The organism is Butyrivibrio sp. TB (assembly GCF_900110805.1).
GTDB lineage: Bacteria > Bacillota > Clostridia > Lachnospirales > Lachnospiraceae > Butyrivibrio > Butyrivibrio fibrisolvens_C.
The window spans coordinates 1-22,678 of the sequence record NZ_FOER01000019.1 but is presented as its reverse complement, the minus strand read 5'-3'; the positions used below and the strand labels follow the sequence as shown (position 1 = coordinate 22,678).

Annotated in this window: 29 protein-coding genes; 2 read left to right on the top strand and 27 right to left on the bottom strand. The window is 41.2% G+C overall.

Annotated features, from left to right (window positions below; genetic code table 11):
* The 18 genes from BMX21_RS12870 to BMX21_RS12795 all read right to left on the bottom strand — a co-directional run bounded on the left by BMX21_RS12870 (nucleotide 1) and on the right by BMX21_RS12795 (nucleotide 14,582).
* Nucleotides 1-1,779, bottom strand: coding sequence for an ABC transporter ATP-binding protein (locus BMX21_RS12870; protein ID WP_092044980.1), 1,779 nt, complete (start codon nucleotides 1,777-1,779; stop codon nucleotides 1-3).
* Nucleotides 1,739-3,202 carry an ABC transporter ATP-binding protein gene (locus BMX21_RS12865; protein ID WP_092044978.1) on the bottom strand — a complete coding sequence of 488 codons (1,464 nt, stop codon included), beginning with the start codon at nucleotides 3,200-3,202 and terminating at the stop codon, nucleotides 1,739-1,741. The genes BMX21_RS12870 and BMX21_RS12865 overlap by 41 nt, the downstream gene beginning before the upstream one ends.
* Nucleotides 3,203-3,292: 90 nt before the next feature.
* Nucleotides 3,293-3,934, bottom strand: coding sequence for an energy-coupling factor transporter transmembrane component T (locus tag BMX21_RS12860; protein WP_242952922.1), 642 nt, complete (start codon nucleotides 3,932-3,934; stop codon nucleotides 3,293-3,295).
* The gene (locus BMX21_RS12855) at nucleotides 3,934-4,539 is read right to left on the bottom strand and encodes an MptD family putative ECF transporter S component (protein WP_022753563.1); all 606 of its coding nucleotides are present in this window, start codon (nucleotides 4,537-4,539) and stop codon (nucleotides 3,934-3,936) included. The genes BMX21_RS12860 and BMX21_RS12855 overlap by 1 nt, the downstream gene beginning before the upstream one ends.
* Nucleotides 4,540-4,656: 117 nt before the next feature.
* Entirely contained in the window at nucleotides 4,657-5,607 is a 951-nt protein-coding gene (locus BMX21_RS12850) for a helix-turn-helix domain-containing protein (protein WP_092044975.1), read from the bottom strand.
* Between the two features lie 262 nt (nucleotides 5,608-5,869).
* Complete coding sequence (locus BMX21_RS19550) at nucleotides 5,870-6,613, bottom strand: alpha/beta fold hydrolase (RefSeq protein ID WP_207637965.1); 744 nt, start codon at nucleotides 6,611-6,613, stop codon at nucleotides 5,870-5,872.
* A 46-nt stretch (nucleotides 6,614-6,659) separates the two neighbouring features.
* Nucleotides 6,660-7,166 carry a hypothetical protein gene (locus tag BMX21_RS12840; protein ID WP_027205697.1) on the bottom strand — a complete coding sequence of 169 codons (507 nt, stop codon included), beginning with the start codon at nucleotides 7,164-7,166 and terminating at the stop codon, nucleotides 6,660-6,662.
* 18 nt (nucleotides 7,167-7,184) lie between these two features.
* The gene (locus tag BMX21_RS19870) at nucleotides 7,185-7,316 is read right to left on the bottom strand and encodes a hypothetical protein (protein WP_278246674.1); all 132 of its coding nucleotides are present in this window, start codon (nucleotides 7,314-7,316) and stop codon (nucleotides 7,185-7,187) included.
* Nucleotides 7,317-7,323: 7 nt separating this feature from the next.
* A complete protein-coding gene (locus tag BMX21_RS12835) occupies nucleotides 7,324-8,091 on the bottom strand; it encodes an alpha/beta fold hydrolase (RefSeq protein WP_242952921.1) in 768 nt (255 codons plus the stop codon).
* A complete protein-coding gene (locus tag BMX21_RS12830) occupies nucleotides 8,081-9,019 on the bottom strand; it encodes an alpha/beta hydrolase (protein WP_051142158.1) in 939 nt (312 codons plus the stop codon). Before BMX21_RS12830 ends, BMX21_RS12835 begins: the two co-directional genes overlap by 11 nt.
* Complete coding sequence (locus tag BMX21_RS12825) at nucleotides 9,016-9,708, bottom strand: class I SAM-dependent methyltransferase (RefSeq protein WP_022753571.1); 693 nt, start codon at nucleotides 9,706-9,708, stop codon at nucleotides 9,016-9,018. The genes BMX21_RS12830 and BMX21_RS12825 overlap by 4 nt, the downstream gene beginning before the upstream one ends.
* Before the next feature lie 20 nt (nucleotides 9,709-9,728).
* Nucleotides 9,729-10,226 carry a hypothetical protein gene (locus BMX21_RS12820; protein ID WP_092045108.1) on the bottom strand — a complete coding sequence of 166 codons (498 nt, stop codon included), beginning with the start codon at nucleotides 10,224-10,226 and terminating at the stop codon, nucleotides 9,729-9,731.
* A 6-nt stretch (nucleotides 10,227-10,232) separates the two neighbouring features.
* A complete protein-coding gene (locus BMX21_RS12815; protein ID WP_092044972.1) occupies nucleotides 10,233-11,474 on the bottom strand; it encodes a glycosyltransferase in 1,242 nt (413 codons plus the stop codon).
* Complete coding sequence (locus BMX21_RS19070) at nucleotides 11,471-11,677, bottom strand: hypothetical protein (protein WP_143057260.1); 207 nt, start codon at nucleotides 11,675-11,677, stop codon at nucleotides 11,471-11,473. Before BMX21_RS19070 ends, BMX21_RS12815 begins: the two co-directional genes overlap by 4 nt.
* Nucleotides 11,678-11,800: 123 nt before the next feature.
* Nucleotides 11,801-12,724 carry a ketopantoate reductase family protein gene (locus BMX21_RS12810; protein WP_092044970.1) on the bottom strand — a complete coding sequence of 308 codons (924 nt, stop codon included), beginning with the start codon at nucleotides 12,722-12,724 and terminating at the stop codon, nucleotides 11,801-11,803.
* Between the two features lies 1 nt (nucleotide 12,725).
* Complete coding sequence (locus tag BMX21_RS12805; RefSeq protein WP_207647644.1) at nucleotides 12,726-13,625, bottom strand: methyltransferase family protein; 900 nt, start codon at nucleotides 13,623-13,625, stop codon at nucleotides 12,726-12,728.
* On the bottom strand, nucleotides 13,619-14,224 hold the full coding sequence (locus tag BMX21_RS12800) for an L-2-amino-thiazoline-4-carboxylic acid hydrolase (protein ID WP_092044967.1): 606 nt from the start codon (nucleotides 14,222-14,224) through the stop codon (nucleotides 13,619-13,621). The genes BMX21_RS12805 and BMX21_RS12800 overlap by 7 nt, the downstream gene beginning before the upstream one ends.
* A 103-nt stretch (nucleotides 14,225-14,327) precedes the next feature.
* Nucleotides 14,328-14,582 carry a Fur family transcriptional regulator gene (locus BMX21_RS12795; protein WP_092044964.1) on the bottom strand — a complete coding sequence of 85 codons (255 nt, stop codon included), beginning with the start codon at nucleotides 14,580-14,582 and terminating at the stop codon, nucleotides 14,328-14,330.
* Between the two features lie 324 nt (nucleotides 14,583-14,906).
* On the opposite strand from BMX21_RS12795, the gene BMX21_RS12790 reads away from it, so the two are divergent.
* Nucleotides 14,907-15,065, top strand: a complete 159-nt coding sequence (locus BMX21_RS12790; RefSeq protein ID WP_177174033.1) for an NADPH-dependent FMN reductase family protein — start codon at nucleotides 14,907-14,909, stop codon at nucleotides 15,063-15,065.
* 245 nt (nucleotides 15,066-15,310) lie between these two features.
* On the opposite strand, the gene BMX21_RS12785 is transcribed toward BMX21_RS12790, so the two are convergent.
* The 8 genes from BMX21_RS12785 to BMX21_RS12750 all read right to left on the bottom strand — a co-directional run bounded on the left by BMX21_RS12785 (nucleotide 15,311) and on the right by BMX21_RS12750 (nucleotide 21,281).
* Entirely contained in the window at nucleotides 15,311-15,844 is a 534-nt protein-coding gene (locus BMX21_RS12785; RefSeq protein WP_092044961.1) for a nitroreductase family protein, read from the bottom strand.
* Between the two features lie 96 nt (nucleotides 15,845-15,940).
* On the bottom strand, nucleotides 15,941-16,483 hold the full coding sequence (locus tag BMX21_RS12780) for a flavin reductase family protein (protein WP_092044958.1): 543 nt from the start codon (nucleotides 16,481-16,483) through the stop codon (nucleotides 15,941-15,943).
* 21 nt (nucleotides 16,484-16,504) lie between these two features.
* A complete protein-coding gene (locus BMX21_RS12775) occupies nucleotides 16,505-17,119 on the bottom strand; it encodes a TetR/AcrR family transcriptional regulator (protein ID WP_092044955.1) in 615 nt (204 codons plus the stop codon).
* A 77-nt stretch (nucleotides 17,120-17,196) separates the two neighbouring features.
* Nucleotides 17,197-18,135 (bottom strand): aldo/keto reductase, encoded by a 939-nt coding sequence (locus tag BMX21_RS12770; protein ID WP_092044952.1) that lies wholly within the window; start codon nucleotides 18,133-18,135, stop codon nucleotides 17,197-17,199.
* A 288-nt stretch (nucleotides 18,136-18,423) separates the two neighbouring features.
* Nucleotides 18,424-19,302: a radical SAM protein gene (locus BMX21_RS12765; protein WP_092044950.1), complete on the bottom strand. Its 879-nt coding sequence runs from the start codon at nucleotides 19,300-19,302 to the stop codon at nucleotides 18,424-18,426.
* A gap of 132 nt (nucleotides 19,303-19,434) precedes the next feature.
* On the bottom strand, nucleotides 19,435-20,427 hold the full coding sequence (locus BMX21_RS12760; RefSeq protein ID WP_092044947.1) for an SIR2 family NAD-dependent protein deacylase: 993 nt from the start codon (nucleotides 20,425-20,427) through the stop codon (nucleotides 19,435-19,437).
* The gene (locus BMX21_RS12755; RefSeq protein ID WP_334292640.1) at nucleotides 20,411-20,896 is read right to left on the bottom strand and encodes a macro domain-containing protein; all 486 of its coding nucleotides are present in this window, start codon (nucleotides 20,894-20,896) and stop codon (nucleotides 20,411-20,413) included. The genes BMX21_RS12760 and BMX21_RS12755 overlap by 17 nt, the downstream gene beginning before the upstream one ends.
* A 31-nt stretch (nucleotides 20,897-20,927) precedes the next feature.
* Entirely contained in the window at nucleotides 20,928-21,281 is a 354-nt protein-coding gene (locus BMX21_RS12750; protein ID WP_013282514.1) for a cupin domain-containing protein, read from the bottom strand.
* 145 nt (nucleotides 21,282-21,426) lie between these two features.
* Between BMX21_RS12750 and BMX21_RS12745 the strand changes: the two genes are divergently transcribed.
* Complete coding sequence (locus BMX21_RS12745; protein ID WP_092044944.1) at nucleotides 21,427-21,759, top strand: winged helix-turn-helix transcriptional regulator; 333 nt, start codon at nucleotides 21,427-21,429, stop codon at nucleotides 21,757-21,759.
* Between the two features lie 332 nt (nucleotides 21,760-22,091).
* Here the strand turns inward: BMX21_RS12745 and BMX21_RS12740 are convergent.
* The coding region (locus BMX21_RS12740) for a radical SAM protein (protein ID WP_092044941.1) at nucleotides 22,092-22,678 on the bottom strand (587 nt) is incomplete at its 5' end.

Sequence of the window (22,678 nt, the reverse complement as noted above, 5' to 3'; positions counted from 1 at the left end):
TCATGCGCCTTTACCCACCTTCCAGTTTACTGATTTCTGATACTCGTTCCACATATGACCGTAAATTCCATTCTTTGCAAGAAGTTCTTCATGCTTTCCGGATTCTGCCACCTTTCCATCTGTAAGAACACATATCTTATCTGCATTTACTGCTGTTGACAGGCGATGGGCGATCATGATCACTGTTTTATCTTTTGACAGGTTAGCAAAGGCCTGCTGAACCATTATCTCATTGTCCGGATCCGCAAAAGCTGTGGCCTCATCAAGTATAAGTATCGGCGCATTTTTAAGGAACGCCCTCGCTATGGAAATACGCTGTGCTTCGCCACCAGATACATATGTGCCCTTACTTCCGATCATAGTATTTATACCCTCTGGAAGCTTTTCGATTATATCCCAGCACATTGCATCCTTAAGTGCCTGTATTACTTCCGCCTCCGTAGCATCAGGTCTCCCCATTCTGACATTATCAAGTATAGACATCTTAAGGAGTCTGCTATCCTGGAAAACGTAGGACACCTGCTTCATAAGCTCAGATGAAGCGATATCTTTTACGTTAACGCCGCCAATCCTGATACTGCCCTCTTTAACATCCCAGAACCTCGCAACAAGTGATGCAAGTGTTGTCTTTCCGCCTCCGGAAGGTCCCACAAATGCCACATGTTCACCCGGCTTTATATCCAGCGTGATGCCATCGATGGCATTAGCCTTTTTCTCATCATAGGTGAAGGTAATGTCCTCTATGCTGATACCGCTATCCTTGGGAATCTGTGGACTTACGGTCTCCTTAAGAGGCTTCACCTCCAAAAGGGTATACATTCTCTCAAGAGCATCCTTTACCACCATCTGGCTCTCACCGGCATAAGCGACCTTCATGAGTGTGACCGTCAGTATCGGAGTTATGATGATGTAAAAAAGGATGTTATAAAGGAATGTATCTGAAACGCCTCCTCTGGTAAAAATGAGTCCACAGGCTACAAGTGCAGCAAATACACCGTTAGCAGCTGTAGTGAAACCTATCATAGGTATTCTCATTCCTATGGTGTAAGTTATAGTCCATTTTTCGTATTTATCTATAGCTTCCTTGAATCTCTTAAAAGAGAAGACGGACTGCCCAAAAGTTTTTACGACAGGTATTCCCCTGACATATTCAACAGCCTCAGCTGACATCTCATCAAGGGCATTCTGATACTCTTTCATGTCATTCTGCATCTTTTCACCCATCATACCGCCCATGGCAAAAAATGCGATGACAGCTGGAATGAAGCAGATAAGGCCTATCTTCCAGTCAAAGATAAGGAGCATGGCGATTAGTCCCACTGGAGTTGCATAGCTCACCGCCTTATCCGGAAGACTGTGAGCCAGAAATGTCTCCGTAGCTGCACTGGACTCTGCAACTATCTTTCTTATCTTTCCGCTTCCCTCAGATTCTATATACCCCATAGGAAGCTTCATTACATGCTCCATCATAGCAGTTCTCATGTTGGCCTGAACCCTGAATGCTGCGATATGCGAACACATAAGAGCTGCAATATATATAAACATGGCCAAAAGGCTCATACCCACAGCACTCCAACCATGAGATACTATGTGGGTAGCCTTACTAAAATCCGGTCTTACTTCCACAACTTCCTTAATAATGCACCATATGTAATAGAATGGCACAAGCGCCACAAGAGCGCTTATGGCAGCCAGTATCCATGAGCATATAGTAAAATACTTATGATTGCCTGCGTATTCAAACAGCTGTGCAATAACACTTTTCTTTTTCTCTTTCATAGTCTTTCATCTCTCCGCCTGAATTAGTATTTACAACATGACCGTTCTCTAACCGTAGAACCACCGTAGCACATCTCCTGACAAGATCCGGGTCATGAGTAACAACAAACACTGTCTTCTGACCACGCAGTGACCATATCAGCTCAGCCACCCGCTCCATATTATAGAAATCAAGCCCACTTGTAGGCTCATCAAACAGGATGATATCTTTATCAGAAAGCAGCGCACTTGCAACTGCAACCCTCTGTTTCTGTCCACCTGAAAGACTCATGGGATGCCTGTCTGCCAATTCCTCAAGCCCAAGCTTATCCAGGATTTCAACTACTCTTTGTCCGTTTTCCTCATCCATTCCCAACGTGACCTCATCCATAACCGTTTCACAGAACAGTTGATGGTTAACATCCTGCATGACCATGTATGAACTCTTCAGAAGATTTCTACTCTTTTGCTTCTTTTTTCCGATGATGGCATAACCCTTAAATCCCCTCATCAGCCCGCATATACATTTCGAAAATGTGGATTTGCCTGCACCATTGGAACCGACTACTGCTATTACTTCATTCCGGGGTATTTCAAGCCTGTCTATATGAAGAGCATCACAATTTCTGTAATTGTAGAAAAGCTTCTCAAAGGTAATGGTCTCAGGATTCATCTTCCATGTTTCAATTGGCGCCATCGAAAGATTCTCATTTATAGACCGAAGGCCATGGCGTCTTAACTCTTCCTCAGACAGATTTCTGAACTCTTTCATCGGCATATCAAAGATGATCTTCCCTTCTTTAAGGCAGATTACCCTGTCGCAGATATCCTTAAGCCAGTACAGCCTATGCTCAGCTACAACAATCGTCCTTCCCTTCTGCTTCCAGCCAAGGAGAGTATTCTTAAGGTCTTCAATAGCCTCAAGACTTAAGTTAGATGAAGGTTCATCCAAAACACAAACCTCTGGATTTAGCGTATCTACAGATGCGCAGGCTATTCTTTGCTTTTCTCCACCCGACATTTCAAATATGCTTCTGTCCATTAAAGATCTGATCTTCATCAAAGCCACAGTAGTGTCTATGCGCTCCCTTATTTCTTCCTCCGGAAGTCCCATATTTTCAGGGCCAAAGGCAAGCTCGCTTGTGCTGTCCACACAGAAGAACTGGCTCCTGGGATTCTGGAATACCGAACCTACAACTTTTGCCGTCTCATAAAGTTCTGCTTCTGTCGTATCCATCCCAGCAACCGATACACTTCCATTCATCCGTCCCTCATAGAAATGCGGGATAAGACCATTTATCATCCTGATAAGCGTTGTTTTACCGCATCCGGATTCACCACATAAAAGCACCGTCTCTCCCTTGTTTATCTTAAGGTTAATATTCCTGACAGAAGCTTGCTCTGTCCTCAAATAATTAAAGCTGACATTTTCAAATTCTATCATCTCACCACATCCACAATCAGTAATACCCACGGGACCAGGCACAATAACAATGCAGCGTAATCCTGCAGATGAAAACCTATCCTGCAGATATTAGTTCTTTTCACCTCGCCGCCAAGACCTCTTGTAAGAGCCGCTGCTGATAGTTCCTCTCCGATATTTACACAGCAGGTCATAAGAGGAACCATCCTGTACTCTATAATCTTGGAAGCATGTCTCCCCCCCAATGTTTATTCCTCTCATTTTCATCGCGCAGCTAATTGAATCAGCCTCATCTACAACTGTAGGAAAAAAACGGAACATAACAGATAACGGAATGATGAAATTATCGCTTACATGGAGCTTTTTCATTGCTGCTGTAAATTCGCTTACAGTTGTAGACTCCATCAGATACCTCCCCATCATTATGCAGGGAAGGAACCTTCCAAGCACTCCGCATGAGCCGAGGATAATATAGTAAATAAGCCCTCTCAAATCATGCGCATTAGCAAAGGCCAGAAGCATACTCGATCCCCAAAACAGCACTATTCCAATAATCGCTGTTTTGAATCTCTTTGCAGTTAGAAGCAGGAGAAAAGGCACCATGCAAAGTACAGGTACAAGCATTCCGCATCTTCTACCTCCGGCACCGCCCAATGCAAAGGTTGTTACCGTGATGAGTAATGCCAGCTTTGTTCTGGGATCCATGATAAGTCCACGATCAAGTTTTCCCGGGTTATATACCGCACTTTCCATCAGACGATACCGGCTTTCTCAAAATGCTTTTTAAGGAAATGCATTCCAAGGAGTGCTCCGAGAACCCCGAAGACAAATGAACATGCCAGGATTATAGGTGCTGTCCATGGTCTGAATATCCTTGTCATAGCCTCAACATAGTCGCTTCCAAAGGATGTTCTTGTTGAAAAATATCCGTTTATGTCAAGATATAATGGCAGGAAACACCCAAAGATTGTTATACACATAATTCCATAACTTAAGACTGTCTTCTTTTTACTTGAATAATCTCCGCTCTTTGCAACAAGATCCGCAACAATTCCGCATATAATTCCAAAAATAAACGGCCAGAAGCCCATTCCTGTAACCCACAAAAATGCTCCAATTATAATAGTAATAATTGTGATCATCCCGAACTTTTTAACCTTTGTAAAAAATAGCATCATGGTAATACCACCAATCAGAGGGCATAGAACAGATAACATCGGCATCATGATCGGAATGAATCCCAACATAGAGATTGCAGTCATTATCACAAGATAGATAGCTGCATAAATTCCGATATTTATCAGGTCTTTTCCTCCAAGCTTTTCATTATTTTTTTTCTGAGTCATTATCCCATCCATATTTTTCTCCTTCCGCCACACTGGCATTATAGCGATTGTTAGCTTCCGCTAACACACTATATGATTTTAGTTATTTGCCTCCTATATTTCTACAGCAAAATAGCATTTTTAGCCTTTTTAGCATCGACTTCTTCTTTTATATTCCATTGGGAGAACTTTGTGATACTTAAGGAATGCTTCTGAAAATCTCGACTGGTTCTGGTAACCTACAGTTTCTGCGATTTTACCAAGGTTTTCTTTGTTTTCCCTGATAAGCTCAGCTGCTTTTCTCATCCTTATTTCGCTTATAATCTCACTGTACCCTTTTCCAAATACTGCACGAAAATAATTCTTAAGCGAGGATTCACTTATACCAAAAGAAGCAGCCAGCTCGGCTGCTGAATGACGTTTTGATAAATCAGCTGATATAATCCCCAGGGCTTCTTTAGCAATATCCACCTGTGAAGAGGTGCAAAAGGTTCTTCTTTTGTCAGACTTAAAAGACATACCGTTGATGAGATACAAAAGTTTTATGATATCCATAAGCAAAAGATTACTGTCAGTCTGCACCAGAATATCATCCTTAAGATCTTCCACACATCTTCTGATACGCTCTTCTGCCACGGTTATGAATGGAATGCTTCTATCAGTACACTTTTGTGTTATTTCATTTATAATATTTTCTTTGCCATTAAATGAAAGGATCTTGTCAAGTTCCTCAGAAGGATACAGAATCAGTTCTATCCCCTCGTATTCTGCCGTTGGGTAAAAGAATGCTTCCTCGTTGTTCTGGGAAGTGCCATAATCAATTGCCAGTTCATCACCCACAACAAAGGTAGTCACCCCCGAGTTGAGCAGTACCTCGCATCGACCACGATAGCAGTAATTTATCTTGACTGGTACCGTATCCTGATTTTTAAATGAGGTTGACCTGAAAATAGTTTCCGGTAAATTCCTTGACCATATATCTATATAGCCGGCGTGAAAAAGATCATCATATACAATCCATTTCATTTTTCCTTCATTCCCGCAGTCAGTTGCCGGAAGCTTAAAATTAATCTGTGTGCTCTTATTTATAAAAACAGCCATTCAGCATCTCCTTATAGGTCTCATGGAGCATTGCATATGCTTTAGTAAGGGGATAATCAAGACATACTGCTCCTTCAGGTATTTCATAAGCATTATTGAAAACAGCTTCAGGTACCTATCAGTGTAGCTAATCCCTTAAGCGGGAAGGTGTAAGCCCAAAGGCATTCAGGTAATGATAAATCCTTTTATGCTTTTCATCCTTGATATATAGCATAGGCATCCGATGATTCCACAAATAAGTCCCCTTATATTCTTTGTCTTTTTAAACATTTACAAATTCCTCTATTTCTTCAACATACTCTCTGGTATGCGCAGCCATGTATCCACAATGCGGATACCCTTTTCTAATAACCACCTTCACATCTGGCAAGTACTTGGCAAAAGATTTTCTAGAAAGTTTGAGGTCAAAATCCTTTTCGCCATATTCAAGATGGAGTTTGGCCTGTTGTTCTTTTGACAGTGGCTTCATATCGTAGGTACAGCATGCATGGCATATTGCATCGATATCACTCAGCGTGATTCTTTCAAAGTTCTTAGTCATCATCTTTGCGAAGTCATAGCCATACCAATCCACTAGGGATTTTGATGCTTCCACATGAGTCTTATCCAGCTGTTTCTTTCTCTTTCTGAACAGATTACACACAAGCACTTCTGCCATCTTAGAACTCTTATTGAGTGCAACACCGTCAAACCAGGCACGTTCTAAATTAAAATCGGAATCCCAGAATAGCCGCCATGCAACTGCTACGCCAAGTGAAGCTCCGTATACAAGCTTGATATTCTTATAGTCTTTATCAGTCAGATACGATTTAAGCTGTCTGTATTCATCATCAGCGCTGATATATGCCCCGGCTTTACCATGGCCTCCCTGATCGGGAGCGATGATAAAGTAATCTCCCTTAAGATACGGACTCATCAAATCATACAGATTTGCACCGGATATCATCATTGGCGCCAGCAATATGAGCTTTGGATTATTAGGATTTCCATACTCGTTGATATACATCTCATTTCCCTTTCAAAACAAAAACACCACAAAGCTCTTTTCTTATTCAACCCATCAAACTTATGAACAGTCCTACAAGAGCTGCAGGAATCAGTGCAAACAACAGCCCCGGGAATATAGCACCTTTTAAATGAAACCACTTCTGATGGTAAGCCTTGTCCATGTGCTCTGTTCCTTCCAGCCTGAACATTTTCATATTTGCAAATAGCACCCAGTCCAGAAAGAGTGTGTCATAGGCTCCAATCCATACCATGAGTCCAAAAGCGATCGCGAATCCCTGCCAAAATGTAACTGCCCCGGCAAACTTCGCGCATATGGTAAGAATAACTGTAAACATGATTATTCCACAGGCCTTCGCAAGTACTACCTTTTTTGATTTATATGAAACATCCACTCTTTCATGTGTTTTGAAGTATTCTTCCTGAATATCAGGCGGGTAATTATGGATACATGCCGGACTGTACATTTTTTCCCCATGAAAAGACACAAAAAGAATTGTTGTAAATAATACTGCAAATACTATCGCTTCAATTACCAATACATACCAAACCATGTTACCTGCTTCCCTCCCTCATAATACGACCATCATAATCCCTGCCAGTACAGCTGCAATAATAGGATTGCCTACAATCGTAATCAGCCCCTTCACAATCTTCGTCTTTTTGGGGATGTAAGGCCTTAGATCTTCGGTAGTCACCCCCATATTACCCTCAAACTGTCATTACCATAAATTCATCTATAGCTTTCAGCACAGGTTCTGCGTATTCTTTCCCGCCGAACAGCCACTGCTCATGCTGCATGTTGAACTCTCTGATGTCAGGATCATGGAAGTACTTCTTATAGCGTTCAAGATACTTCTCACCCATTTTGTTGGCATAGATAAAATGAGCTCTTGTATGTTCAACATTGATATCATCCCTAAGATGGGTTAGGAGGTCTGTGTAATACTCATTCTTTATGGACTGGGGATTAAACTTGGAAAAACAGTTCATGAATTTCTCAGCATTTTCATCATCCATTTCAAAGATTTTTTTCAGCTTTTCTTTGGATTTATTCCGTTTATTTTCACTGCCTGTAAAGCTTGTTAAAAGAGGCACAACAAGCATTGACTGGAGTTTTGCTGATACCGGCCCGCTCTGATCAAGGTCAGGACTGCCAAAGATAGCATGATCTATATGCACGTTCTTTCTCATAACAAGCTGACCCACAAAACTTGAACCAAGAGAAGATCCAATAGCTCCATCAAGCCTGCCATTATGCTTCTCACAGATATATTTCTCGATTTTTTCTGTTACCGTAATCATATCAGGAAAGATACCATCACTTCCATCAAAACCATCATAGTTCACGCATATAAGATGATATTTCTCTGATAACCTATCAATTACTGTTCCAAAGTTTGTCTGCCAGTCACAGCATGTCCCGGGAAGCAGCATAAGCGTCTTTCCTGACATATTCCCAATTTCTTCAAATTGCATTTTTTATACTCCCCTGTTTTGTAGTATTTCTGATTAAATCCACCATCTTATCCCAGCCTTCCTTGGCCTCTTTCACTATTGGGAATGCCGGATAGCAGTGGAACATGCCTTCGCCTACGATCATCTCATAATCCACTCCATATTTTTGCATGACTTTTTCGAAAGATGGAGCGCAGGCATACAACGTTTCTTCGGAGCCATAAACAAAAGTCACTTGCGGACAATTGGTAAAATCGGCCTTTTGAAGCCATATCATGTATTCAGGAACTGACAAATCGCCATGTCTCATGATATCCACAGCGGTTCTCATATAGCTTGCCGGAATTGCCACATCTTTTTTATTAAGCTTCAGCATCCGCTCCCACTCTTCATCTGTTTCAACGCAGGTTCCGGGTGAAATGGCAAGAATATAGCCAGGCATCGGTGTATCATCATGCCCGTCATTGATGTATGGAACCATTCCCAGCGCAAGATTACCGCCTGATGATGTACCTAGAACCGAGATGTTCCCAGCGTCATAGTCCTTTAGCATCTCTTTATATGTCTCATGGATCATTGCATATGCTTTGGTAAGGGGATAATCCGTGCAAAGGGGATAGTAAGGCACGTACACATCCACTCCTGTTTCCTTGGCAAAACGGAGTGCTTTCTTGACAGCGTCAGGTCTTGGTGCCATTACCATTCCGCCACCGATGATAAAGAGATTAGCGTGAGATGCCTTAGCTTTATGCTTCATCCTGATCACCGTAAATCCCATCACCTTGATCCGGTCTATATCAAACTCAGGATCTTTAAGCTCAGGAATCTGGTTCTTTGCATTTTCCTTTTTCTTTGCTGCAACAATCTCCTCAGCAGTTTTTCCATCCCACATCTTCTTTAAACCCGCGGCTTTCACTACCCGCTTAAGGATCTCATATTTAATGCTCATAGCTCCTTCTTTCTGCACTGGAATACCGCAATGCTCTCAACATTTGTAACATTGACTTCAATGTACAGTCCCTTGAGTCGCTTCTCCAGGGACTCTACTGTTTCGAACGGTCTTGTGAAGAATCCGCTTTTTATGTAAAACCTGTCTATCATCTTATCAGTATGTGTGTTGGCGCCTTCTACATAAAAGCATCCGGTAAAAATGCCACCTGGTTTGAGAACTCTGAATGTCTCCTTATAAGCAGCTTCTTTATCCGGGAATGCGTGAAAACCATTCAGCGAAACAACCGCATCAAATGTACTGTCTTCAAAAGGAAGATTTCCCACATCCCCCTGCTTAAATACTATGTTCTTTATCCGCATTTCATCTGCTCTTTGAGATGCAGATGCCATCATGTTTTCCGAATAATCAAGGCATGTAATGTCTGCGTTCGGAAGCGTTTTCCAAACCGGCATTGAAAGGACACCGGTGCCCACCGGAACCTCAAGTAGTTTCCCTGAAAAGTCTGCAGGTATCATCTCAAAAGCTCTCGCCTGATATTCCAGCGCATCCTCTCTGTCCATGTTCCACACAAGTTTTGTGACTAACCTGCCCATAAAGGTACTGCAGGTCATCATCCCATCATAAAAGCCGTGAGCCTTTCCCAGACTCTTATACGCACTCTTTATCTCAGTTTTCCTGTCAGACATATCTGCCTCCTCCACGTTTCTTAAAACAATGTACATATCCAGGCCACAATAGCTGACGCTGACGGGAATATCACAAGAAGCTTCAGCAGCTGACTCTTGATGTTATATCCATACTTCCTGTTCGCACATACTTCCTTCACTTCCGGATAGTAGTATTGGAAGAAGTGGAACCTCATAAGCAGGAAGTAATCAAAACAGACCATATCGTAAATCTTGTATACGGTGAATATAAAAACAAATCTGAAGAAGAACTGCCAAAACGTGAACCCACTCCTGAAGCCATCCCAGATTGAAATCACTCCGACACCAAGTATCATCAGAAGGCTGAATATCATAAGTGTCCATCCAATTATCCTCGCCCCATAGAATAGCTCCTTGTCTCTATGACGAAGCACCGCCTGTGCTTCCTTTGGCGCTGAATAAAAGAACTTTTCATTCTGTATAAATGCCACCGCAGAAAACATCATCAGCGTGATGGCTGCGCAAAACACTATTGTAAGAAAAACAGTTAAAAGCATACTCATTTACCCCTCAGAAATATAATCCTCTATTGCTTTAACAGCCTCTTCTATGCCATTTTCTTTCATTATCAGCTCAGAAATTGTCTGCGCCGTAACATCGTACCTTCCACTGACCAGGTCTCTAAGAGAATCTGCGATTTCTGTGGCTGTACATAACTTCTTTCTGATGTATAAAGGTTTTGGTCCACATCCAAGCTTGTGATCCACCCTGCCATAGAAATGCTGATCAAGAGCCAGTGCTATCACCAGCGTAGGAAGACCTGCCCTAAGTCCCAGCCCATTTGTAGTGTTTCCGCCATGATGCACCACTGCCCTCACCTTTTCGAAGATGTAAGCATATGGCACGTTATCTATAAAATACAGCTTATCTGTATTTATCCTGTCTTTTTCAGGTATCTGAAACGCCTGCACGATAGCACGAATCCCAGTCTTTTTCAAAGCTTCTAATGTAAGCAGCTGCAACCTTGCAAGTTCAGGGGACTCAGCCTTTCCAAAAGCCACAAATATGGGTTTTCCACCCGCCATCAAAAAATCCGTCAGTTCCTTGGGTTCTTCATAATCTTTTATACTCTCTTCCGGGTGATACCAGTATCCTGTCACATGTATATGGTCTCCCCATGAAGGATCCGCAGGCATAAGGAGTGGACTTGTCGGATAAAAAGTAAGTACTTTTCTTCCATTAAGTTCAGTATATCTGCTGCTTATCTTCCACTTTGGGAGTCCTGCACTCTTTCTCCATTTATTAAGAGCTACCATTGTCATGAGGCTCATTCCATTTGGGAGACCATCATAGCTTTTCAGCACTTTATCAGAATTAAACTCATCAGTATAAAGCGAGTACTGGCTCGTCGGATCCATTGGACTGTAAAAGTATCTGGCACATCTGATTCCAAGATACTCAGCCACATGCCTTGCAAAAGCTGAGCACGTACCATACATGACAAGGTCAGACCCTTTTATGGCATCAAAAGTCTGCTCCATGAACCTCGGATTTTCCTTCTTAAGCTTAAACAGACCATTTACAAAATCAAGGCTCGTCCCATAATCTGTAACCAGATATTTCATGACGTGATCTGCATCAGTATCAAGCCTTAAGAAGGTCACACCTTTACTTTCTATGAGCAGACGGAAAGCCTCCGATGTCAATATCCGGAACTCATGTCCCCTTTTTATCATTTCTTCGCCAAGCTCTGCCAGAGGATTTACATCCCCTCTGGTTCCCACGGCAACAGCTGTAACAATCATTCCCTGCTCCCAATACGTGTAATCCAGCTTAGTATCTCATCTATAGCCAGCTTTCCATTGCCAACATTACAATGATTTTCCGCTTCTTCCTTGTCAGTAAACAGGCGAAATGTAAGGCTTCTGACATTCCTTAGCATGTTGATCTCTTTTCCGATAAGGTGGTAATCAATGAAATGGTCTCCACTGGCCCCAAAAATCAGCATATCCTGCGTAATCTGATCTGCGACGGGTGCAATGTCATATAGCTTCAGCTTCTTGGCATAACTATATGCATCCTTTGCCTCATAGGCATAGCATCCATGGATTTCCCCGTCCGGCCTCCATATTTACACCAGATATCCTTTAGTATCCCTCTCAAGGTCTGTCCACTGCTTTGGAATATCGCCGTATTGCCCGATGTATGCCTTGAAATCCCTGTTGAGCGCACTCATCTCATCGACTGCATTCATCGCATGGTCTGAAGTGCAGAGTTTTCCAAGCTTCGTTGCGAAAATGAATTGATAGAACGGAAGGTATTTCTTTTTGAACTTTGGATTCCTAAAGTCTTTGTCAGAATCAGGCATAATTTCATGCCCATTGTCTTCCAGTACTGTATAAGCCGCAATAATTGCGTCCATGATCCTGTTGACATAGACTTTGTCGCGCCTAAGCTTTTTTATATCACCATTTGCATAATAACAGGCAAAAGCTATTGGTATTACTGATGCTGCATGGCATATGAGCCAGTCTGTCATATTTGATTCATAGACTACTTTGAAGTTTGTTCCGGAGAATACATTTCTTATAAAATTCTCCTGCGAGGAAGTCCCCTTAGTATTTCCAACTGTTATCTTGTTCAGTGACACTGATCTGATATAGTCTTTTTCCCTATGCCCTGCAGACATTGCAAATGCAAACAGCACAGTTTTTTCTGATAGTGCGGATGTAAGCTCGTCTGTCTTAAGATTGTTGCCGACAAATACAATGTTCCTGGAAGCATTATCTTTAAGAGGTTGAACAACACTATCTATCTGGGTATATCTGACCACCACGAATATAACGTCGTATCTATCATCCGATCTCAACCCATTAATCACAGGTATCTTCACATTGGTCTTTCTGCCGAAATAATGATGAATACTAAGCCCATTTCTTTTTATCTCTTCATACCATTTTCCACGTGCAAGAAGTGTGACATCTTTTCCCTGTCTGTACAGACTGCTTGCCAGATTTCCACCCAACACTCCTGCTCCATAAACGAGTATTCTCATCTTATTTTTCCCTCTTAAACGTTATGAGTATGAGCCCGGCAAACAGGGCACACAGCACTGCTCCTGTCAGCATCCACAGCGGCAATCCCCGGTCAGTCTTTGAAATAATTCCATATATTGAAACAGGGATTCCAATCAGCCCGCCCAGCGACAATGCTCCAAAGCCCCTGTGCAGCCTTGTCGCTGTAAGGATGCGGTTAAGCCCTGCCGCCCTCTCACTAATTAGTTCCAACACGCCAATCATCATGAAAATTGCTACTATGACAGAAAGTACGGCATACATATTCGCCTCTTGCCTCAAACATTTCACTGTACAAACGATCCATATTATCCAACCTGCATTCCCCGGCAAATCATATATCATCCACTTAGTTGTGGATATCTCCGTTCTATATATCCCAATGCCAGGTTTCCACGGGATGCATCTGTTTACGTTTTCCTTATACTCAGCGTACTCCTCACCATATAAATCCAAAAGCCACTTCTCTTCCGTTTTTATAAGTGCAACTGTCATAATAATCCAGTCAACTATCGGAAAAAGTAGCAGCCATGCATTATGCCACATAAGGGTAATCCCAGATAGCGCAATCCACCAGCCGCTGTACATCGGGTTCCGTACCCATGAATAAATGCCATTGGTCTGAAGCCTGTTCTCTGTTATAGAATCATCCATATCTGACCGGACAGCTCCTATATACCATACACCGATTCCCATTATTATGAGTAATGTACCAACCACTCGGAAAATAAGTATCCATGGCTTATACAGGATTCCTATCTTAAGCACATAGCCAAACAAGATAATTCCTATTACATTGACCATAGCAATTCCATAAACAATATATGGCCCGACTCCAAAGAGAGGGAGTTTCTGCCCTTCCTTCATGTAGTTCTTTAACATTTTCTGATCACCTCATCATGACATGCAGTCCCATCTGATAAATCCGAATGTCTGATAAACTCTACATGCCGTGTAAGTCCCGAATAGGCTCTTGTATCTGTATTGCAGAATATTTTACAAAGCGGTCTTATCCCATAGGTTTCAAACATTTCGACATACATACACTTTGAAATTCTATATTCTACCTTGTCTCTGGTGACATTGAAATAATCATAGGTTATGCTGCCATCAGTCATTCGTTTTTCATGGTCGCCGATATTCCACTTTCTGGCAATATCAAAACTGTTCGGAAGTGCGTTGATTATTGCAATTATCACATTGAAAAATGTCCTTCTTGCTTCAAAACCAGCGTTTATATAATCCATGATATCTGTGTCAGAAAAGCCAAATTGCTTTAGTTCCAGACACATTGCAATTACCGCATATACATGAAGCGTACTTGTTGATGGATAAACATTGTGTTTCCTGAAATCATCAGAGGCATACATCTTAGAAAGTCGGACAGCGTATGCTTCAACTCTGTCATCGACATTATTAAGTCCAGTTTTTTCAATGACCTTTCGATATATCTTTTTATAGGCTTTTATCTTTCTGTCCATCCCTTATCCTCCAACTTTACTGAGGATCCGCTATCTTATCAGGTACGATCCAGTAATTCCAATCGTCCCAAGTACCATCCCTTTCGGCATCCAATTCTTGTAATCAGCCTTCATCGCCATTTCTCCTATGTTTGATCATATCTATCCTCTCAATTACTCCGATATCTTCCAGCACATTTATCATGCGGTATACCGTAGCTACTCCCACAGAAGAATCATTGCCTCGTACAATACAGCAGATATCCTTACAGCTGGCTCCGTCATTATCCGCAATGACATCTGCAACTATCATTCTCTGTCTGGTTATTCTCATACCGTTCTCTTTTAATGCCTCAACAATCTGCTCATTATTCATCATGCCATCACTTCCACCCAAACATTATTTCGTTAGTTATAGCTAACCCATTCTCAAAAGAAAAGCCCGCACTAACCGGGTGTTCTTAATAGATATTTAATATCATGAAAATAATTATCAGTTATCTCAAATGTTAGCATACACTAACTCCATTTTCAATAGTACTACAGTATTTTTCTGTCTCATCTCCTATCCTTATTCAGCAAGATCTATTGCCCCACTCATCAAGGATAAAGTGCCAGTGCTGAAGCTGAGGTAACTACATTTGATTCCCTTAGTCCATCAGATGCAGCTAATGAATCAGTGATTGCTTTTGGATGTCCGGCGATGGGAGCAGAAGTACTTGAAGAAGGAACCGTTGAGCCCTTCATGGCTGATTATGAAACAAAGTGTAGCGGTAAAAAAGTTGCCCTTTTGGGTTCCTACGGTTGGGGAGATGGCCAATGCCTTTCTGTTTCTATTCACGTTATGCATCATAATACATGAAATATACAGATTGTTAAAAATCTATAAGTAAATTATTCTGGAAGATAAAAAAACCATATCCCCCAACCCTGAAACCGCAAAAATCACCGATTCATCCCGGCAGCTTATTTTATGATTTCAGTCTGGCTCCGTCCTTGAACGCTTCGCCTACTCTTCCACCTACTTTATAGTATCCATGCGTATAAGGGAGATATGTGAGAACCAACCACGATGAGGTCGTAGCTTTTCCGTTATGATAATGCTTTCTACTTTTTAAAAGACTCCTGGTGAATCTTTCTGTGATCAAATTCTGATTCATCATATCCTTTTTTGATCTCACCTTTTTCGCCAAGTGCTATCAGATTAAGAACTTCATAGCCTTCAGGTATACCGAGCAGATTTCGAATCTCTATATCCGATGTCTGACTCTTTCCCATACGATTTCTGATCTGGACCCAACAGGCTCCGATATCATACTGCTCCGCTGCAAGCAAAATATACGCTGATGCTATGGCACCATCCTCTATCCAGAACTCTCCGCGGTCAAGGCTTACAAAAACAACAATTACCGCATCCGCACCAATGATCTGACTGCCTCCATAGCTTTTGCATGACGCCAGATCCTTTATGGTTTCTTTATCCCTGACAACCACAAACTCTACCGGTCTGTGACCGAACGAGCTCGGAGCGGTAAGTGCCACCTTCATGATCTCATCTATCACTTGCTCATCAATCTTTTTATCGCCGTATTGACGAACGGATCTTCTCCTGCTTGCCAGTTCAAATAGTTCGTTTTTCATTTGCCGCTCCTCACCTTATCAAAAATCCTGTTATATTCATCCGTAATACCTTCTTTGAAATAAGCCTGCGGAAAAACCGCAGACTTAAAAATTTGTTTACTGATTCATTTTTGCACAGTCCCCTGCTTTTTCACCTGTTACAAAATATTCATAGGTTGGGAACTCAAAGAGCACAGGTTTGAACACATGATAATCAATCTTGCCTGCCTCATTCAAAACAGACTCATCCGCATAGGTAGCAAGGATCTTTCCGATGAAATTATCAAAATTCTCAAGTTCATAGTTGTGATCCATCTCACACTCAATGGATACCTTTGCATCATCAATAAGTGGTGCACCGTTTTCTCCGATGGTATATTTAAATGCCTCAGACTTGTCTTCCTTGTTTCCAGAGATAACTCCCATTCTGTCAGCCTGCTTAAGCCATGACTCATCCACCACATTTACCGAAAAGATCTTATTCTCACGGATCCCTTTATTTGTATAGTGTGCCTGTACCATGGAAACCATAAGGTGGCTGTGTGCCACTGTTCCTGCATGTGCCACAAGTGTCCAGTTAGGCTTTCCGTCTACCATTGCTCCTACTACGATTACAGGTGCCGGATATAATGCAAGTGTTGCTCCAATATTCTTCTTCATTTCAATTCCTTCTTTCTTAGATCATAAAACCAGCTTCAAAAACTGATAGGTCATTTCATAAATAGTTATATCAAGATGAGACAGCTTTACCTCATCCATTGCTGATATCTGCTTATCTGTAGGATATGAGTAAGGATAGATTCCGTACATGTAAGGAAAGAATGCGTATCTTATCTGTGTACGTTTCTCTTTCGATACATCCGTATACTTTTTCAAACATTCATTAAACAATTCTACGGAATCCTTAAACACTTTTTTGTATTCTACAAGAAGCTCTGCTCTGCTGTTTTCCTCTATTTCATACAGATTCATGGCAGATATTTTCAGAAGTGTCTTTCTTTCTTCCATGGACTTGGCAATTGCTCTTGCAAGGGCATCCTTATTCATGTCCGTATTTCTTCCAATGATGCTTTTAAGAGCGTCATTCCATTTCATATATTCACGGGTCAAAAGCCCTAAAAAGATTTCTTCCTTCGTCTGGAAATAATTGTATATAGAAGGTCTGGAAAAGCTGGTCTCTGTACTGATAACCTTTATGTTAATGCTCTGAAAACCCATTGTTTCATAAAGCCTTTCACAGGCATCCATGATTTCCTCTCTTCTTTTATCAATTGTATCCTTATGTTCTACTGCCATGTTTTTCTCCTTAAACTGTATATCAATACTATTATAATAGTTCTCAGTTGACACACAGTCAATCGTAAGGTAAAAAATTATTCCATTTTCTTTTCCCACATACGGATAAGATTCATTTCCAAACTGTCCGCTGTATTCTCAAGTGCCTTTATTTCATCTAAAGTAAGCTCTATGTTGCAAGCTTTCACTGCATCCGCAACATGGCTGACCTTTGTGACACCAATAATAGGTAATGCTCCTTTTGCAATCGCCCATGCTACAGGAATCTGTGCAGGTGCTACATTATACTTATCTGCTACTTCCTTAAGTTTTTTGTTCATGATTTCAAGTTTATCAAGCACCGGATTATAAGTTTCTGCTCTACCCGAACCAGCAGGCATAGGATTTTTAGTATCATATTTTCCTGAAAGAGCGCCCTGTTCCAAAACCATATATGCCCAGAACTGAATGCCGTTTTCTCTGCAGTAAGCAACAATACCTGAATTCTCCGAAGATCTGTTAAGTAAGCTGTAGTGATTCTGTACAGCGCCTAGTTTAAGACCATGCTCACGAAGAATACGGTCTGCCTCTTTGATTTCTGCCAGATTATGATTGGATACGCCTATTACCGGGACATTTTCTCTTCCTTCAAAATACTTTGCCACTTCCGTAATCCATTTCGGTGCGTCTAGCGGGTTATGCACCCAGTAAATATCCATGTTGTCAATCCCCAGCATTTCGTATTCAGTTTTTAGCATATCCTCAACCGGAGTTTTGGAAGAGTAATCCGCACACTGAGGTGTAAGTTTATCTGAGATAATATAGGAATCTCTGGGAAGACCTTTTAAAAAACTTCCAAGAGTCTTTTCAGAGGTTCCCATACCATAAACATAAGCTGTATCCCAAAGGTTCAGTCCTTCCTTCATAGCTGTATCAAATATAGGCTTAAGAGAATCTGCTGTTAAGTTTCCGCCAAAGGTTCCATCGTTACCCCAGGCCCATGCGCCAAGTGCAATTCTAGGTAATGCGTTTTTCATTTTATGTTCTCCTTTCTACTGACACTGTGTCAGCTTTCGATAGTAATCATATCATCAAGTTGACAGTGTGTCAACTATATTTTATAAAAAATTCAGCCGATATGTAAAAACACATAACGACTGGAAAATCATTTATCTATTAATAAGTTGATCATAGATATTGAAATCAATATCCTTAAATACATTAAACACAACCTTCATATCACTACCTGTCTCATCAAGCCAGTTTTTCACTGTTTCCACAGCAATTTCAGTAGCTCTCTGATTAGCTTCCTGTCTCTTTCCTGGTCACAGGCTTCTCATGCTGTCTCTTCGCATCCGTAATCGCTCTTCTACCTGTTCGTCTGCACCCTGTTTGAGCATCGCCAGTATTTTCTCTTTGTCATCCGGAAGATGTCCATATACCGGCATCATATTGGAGACATTCGTTGCATCCAACAGTGTGTGGATGTCAAGCGTCTTCACAAAGGTATATAGTTCCTGTATCTTTTCTGTCTCTGTAGCTTCTACAAACTCACCCCTTCTCACTTCTTCCATAAGCGGCGTATCAGGGAAGATGGAGAGTCCGGAAGCCAGCACCCTGACGGGCGACAGATGATTCAACACTTCTGCTGTTTTGACGGCATGCCCCATACCATATTCATGACCTCCCAGCCCATATAAGAAGATGACGGAATAATGCATTCCCGCCTCATCCATCTTGGAGAGCTGCTCCACGATATCACTTCCATGATATCCTTTGTTCATCTTGTCAAAAACCGCATCATCACCTGACTCTATTCCGAATACGATCATGTCATATCCCATTTCTTTCAGTGACTTAAGCTGCTCCACAGACTTGTTCTTTACGCTGTCAACCCGACCATATCCGCCGACAGAAACACCCCAGGGCAGGTATTCTTTAATCAAGTCCATGATTCTTTTAAGCCTGTCGTAGCTAAGCAGGAACGGATCTGCCCCCTGCAGAAAAATCCGCTTTACCTTCCATCCTAAATCCCGGATCTCCTGAAGATCCTCCCGTATCTCACTCTCCGGAGATACGGAGAAAGGTGCTTCCTTGTAAAAAGTGCAAAAGCGGCACTTATTATGCGAACACCCCGACGTTACTTGTAAAAAACAGGAACCAGCCTCATAAGGCGGTCTGACGATTCCACATGAAAAATGCATACGAATTTCTCCTCATTTCTATATATCCTTATATCTCTATTTATCGATATGTAAGGGTTTAAATTAAACGGGATCTCTATCATGAAAATGCATTTTCTATTTAATACCGATAATTTCTTTCTTTTTCTGAAATCATGCTATTTTATCCAAAAGCTCATCTATATCACTGTTAATGCATACGCTCCTATCTTCTATCTCTTTGGGACAGTATGCCTCTTTGTAATTCAAGCATGCATATGTAGCTTTTTCATTTTCCATTGTCATTTGCCAGAATGGATACTTGATTATTACTGGTGTATTGCTGCCTACCCCAAGCTCCAGAAAAAGCACATGCAGTTTTTCATGTCTTCTAAGAAAATCAGAATAAGCCGCTGATGCCCTATGCCATCCTTCATCCTCGACAAACGAATCATCCGCTCTCAAATTCGTAGTCATATCAGAGCCGTCATCAGGGCACTTTGGAATCATCTCAGAAGGAATTTCCATATTGATTTTCCCATCCTCTGACAATTGAAATACGCCGGCTTCATCCTGAATGAAGCCCTGTGCTTCCATAGCTTTCATTACCCACTCTTCATTATCAAATGTTTTCTGAATAGCAGGATTCACGCTCTGAAACAAACCATAATCACCCTGCGTATAGAACAGTCTTTTCTTGTCAAAACCCGCTCTTTGAAACTGGTGATCTACATTTGTTGTGATAACGAAATAATCTTTTTCTTTAACCAACTCCAACAACATTTCATATACAGGCTTTGGGGCTTTCATATAGCGGTTGATATAAATATTTCTCGCCCAGTACGCCCATGAAATCTCAGGTTCTAACTGCATCACATAAAAGCCGCCCGAATACATATCATGAAATCCATACTTCTCTTCAAAGTCGAAAAAATATTTCTGAAAACGTTCGCCACTGTAAGTAAATCCTGCTGATGTTGATAGTCCTGCACCTGCACCTATAACAATGGCATCTGCTTCCTTGATTTCTTTTTTCAGTCTGCTTATCTGTTCTTCTTTGTTACCCTTACCATAGGACATGCTTCTAGTAAAGTATCTCACAGCATTCATTCCTTTCTCTATAGTTTCCTGATAACCATTAGTCATATCATCATATAAGTTTTTCATAAATGGCTTTATCCTCATCTTTGAAAACATTGAATATCACTCTTTCTACCTTACCAGGATTTTCGCGAAGCCATTCTGACACAGTCTTAACGGCAATCTCAGCTGCTCTTTTGTTAGGAAAATGAAATACACCTGTCGAAATACAGCAAAAAGCAACGCTCTTCAGGCCATTTTCAGCACACATAGCCAAAGTGTTTCTATAGCAGTTCTCCAAATCCATTTCCAATTCAGGAGTAAGTTTGTACTGGACAATTGGACCTACTATATGAATAACTTTCTTTGCCGGAAGATTATACGCTTCAGTGAGCATTGGAACGGCGGTCGGCTGCTCATAATCTCTTCCATATCTGATTCGAAGTTCATTCATCTGCCTGTTGCACTCAGCTCTTAATTGTACTCCTGCAAAAGTATGGATACAGTTTGCGACACCCTTCTGAATCACACAGCTCGTCACTGCGAGACTCGGCATGGTTATGGAAAAAGCTGGTGTCTTTTGAGGATCAGTACATCACTGCATCCTCTGCAGTGAATCCACCAATTGAACCTGCCTTGACCTGGATACATGCATAGCTTAACTCTGAATCTTCCGCAGCAAGAAACTGTCTCTTTCCTTCAGGTGAAATTCTAACCACATCACCTTTAGCGATTTCAACATCCTCTCCATCAATTACAGCCTTACCCTTTCCGGAAAGAATAAGATAGATTTCCTCATTATTTTTATGTGAGTGTACAAAGGGAACACCTGCTCCTGCAGGAAGATGATTGATACTTATCTCTGCTCCCGTTAAACCAAGAGCATCATGAAGTTCTGTTCTAGGAGCCTCTGTTACGTTTACTTTTTTGAAATTTGACATTTTTGTTTTCCTCCATGTATTTGATATTTGTTTTTGTTTGTTGTATCATCATTTTATCCCTTAGGCAATTTCAAACAAGTACGAACATTTATAATACATAGTCACATTTTTGATACTATTGCGGAAATACAAGGAGAAAATTTTAATGAAAAGCATTTACGGTCAATGTCCTTATGCCACAACTCAAAGAGTCCTTCAAGGTAAGTGGGCCATAGTTATACTCTTTCAGCTTAGTACAGGAACACAACGTTTTAACGAACTTGAAAGGAATATTCCAGACATCACCAGAACTATGCTGACCAGACAGTTAAGACAATTGGAAAATGACAAACTGATAACCAGAAAGGTATATGCCGAAGTTCCTCCCAGAGTTGAATATAGTCTTAGCGAAATGGGCGAAAAATTCAGGAAGGTCTTGGATCAGATTGAACTTTTCGGCTTTGAATATATTAAAGAAATAGAAAAAGCTGAAGGTTGAGCCCTCAGCTTTTTCATTATTATAAATTGTTGTCCATCAAAAGAGCTTCTTTCCATCTGAAAAAGCCTCTACGACATGCTTTGCATCTGCGATCGCAAATATCTTTCTTCATAGGCTGCCTCCATCAATGTAGTCAATGCGTGTATTTATCTACCCTCATTTTAATGTAGTCATTGCGTGCATACCAATGCAAAAAATAAAGCTGACTGCCATAATCGACAATCAGCTTCTTTTACGGGATCTCTATCATAAAAATGTATCTCCCTTTTTACAAAAGTGTTTCTATATGCACAAATTTGAAGTTGTGCGATTAACTTCCGTTTATTCTTCCATCAAGGATTATGTATTACATTTCTCTTTCCACTATTGGCAGTTCCTCTTACTTCTTCGTGGTAAAAGTAATCTACGATTGTTGGATGTCCTTTCTCTACTCTCTCATACGGAGTTTCATTATCAACAAACCTGCAATCATACTTTTTAGCCAGCTCTTCTGCTTTCTTTTCCAGCGCTTCAAAATAGCTGCGGTTCTTTTTGTTATAGATTTCGTCATACAGCGGCACCAGATCCGGATGTTTATCGGAAATGTATTTCATGATATCTGCCTTAAAACCTCCGCGAAGATTCAGATTCTCAAGCCATACAAGGTCACACTGATCTTTTGTCCTGTCTATGATTGCTTCTATATCCGTAATCCCCGGGAACACGGGTGAAATGAAGCAAATTGTACGAATGCCTGCCGCATATACCTCTTTCATTGCAGCAAGCCTTCTTTCTATGCTTACTGCCGCATCCATATCATCTTTAAACTCTTCATCGAGAGTATTGATTGACCATGATACTGTAAGTCTGCTATTTTCATTGATCTCTTTTAGCAGATCCAGATCTCTTAGAACAAGGTCTGACTTTGTGCAGATAAGTA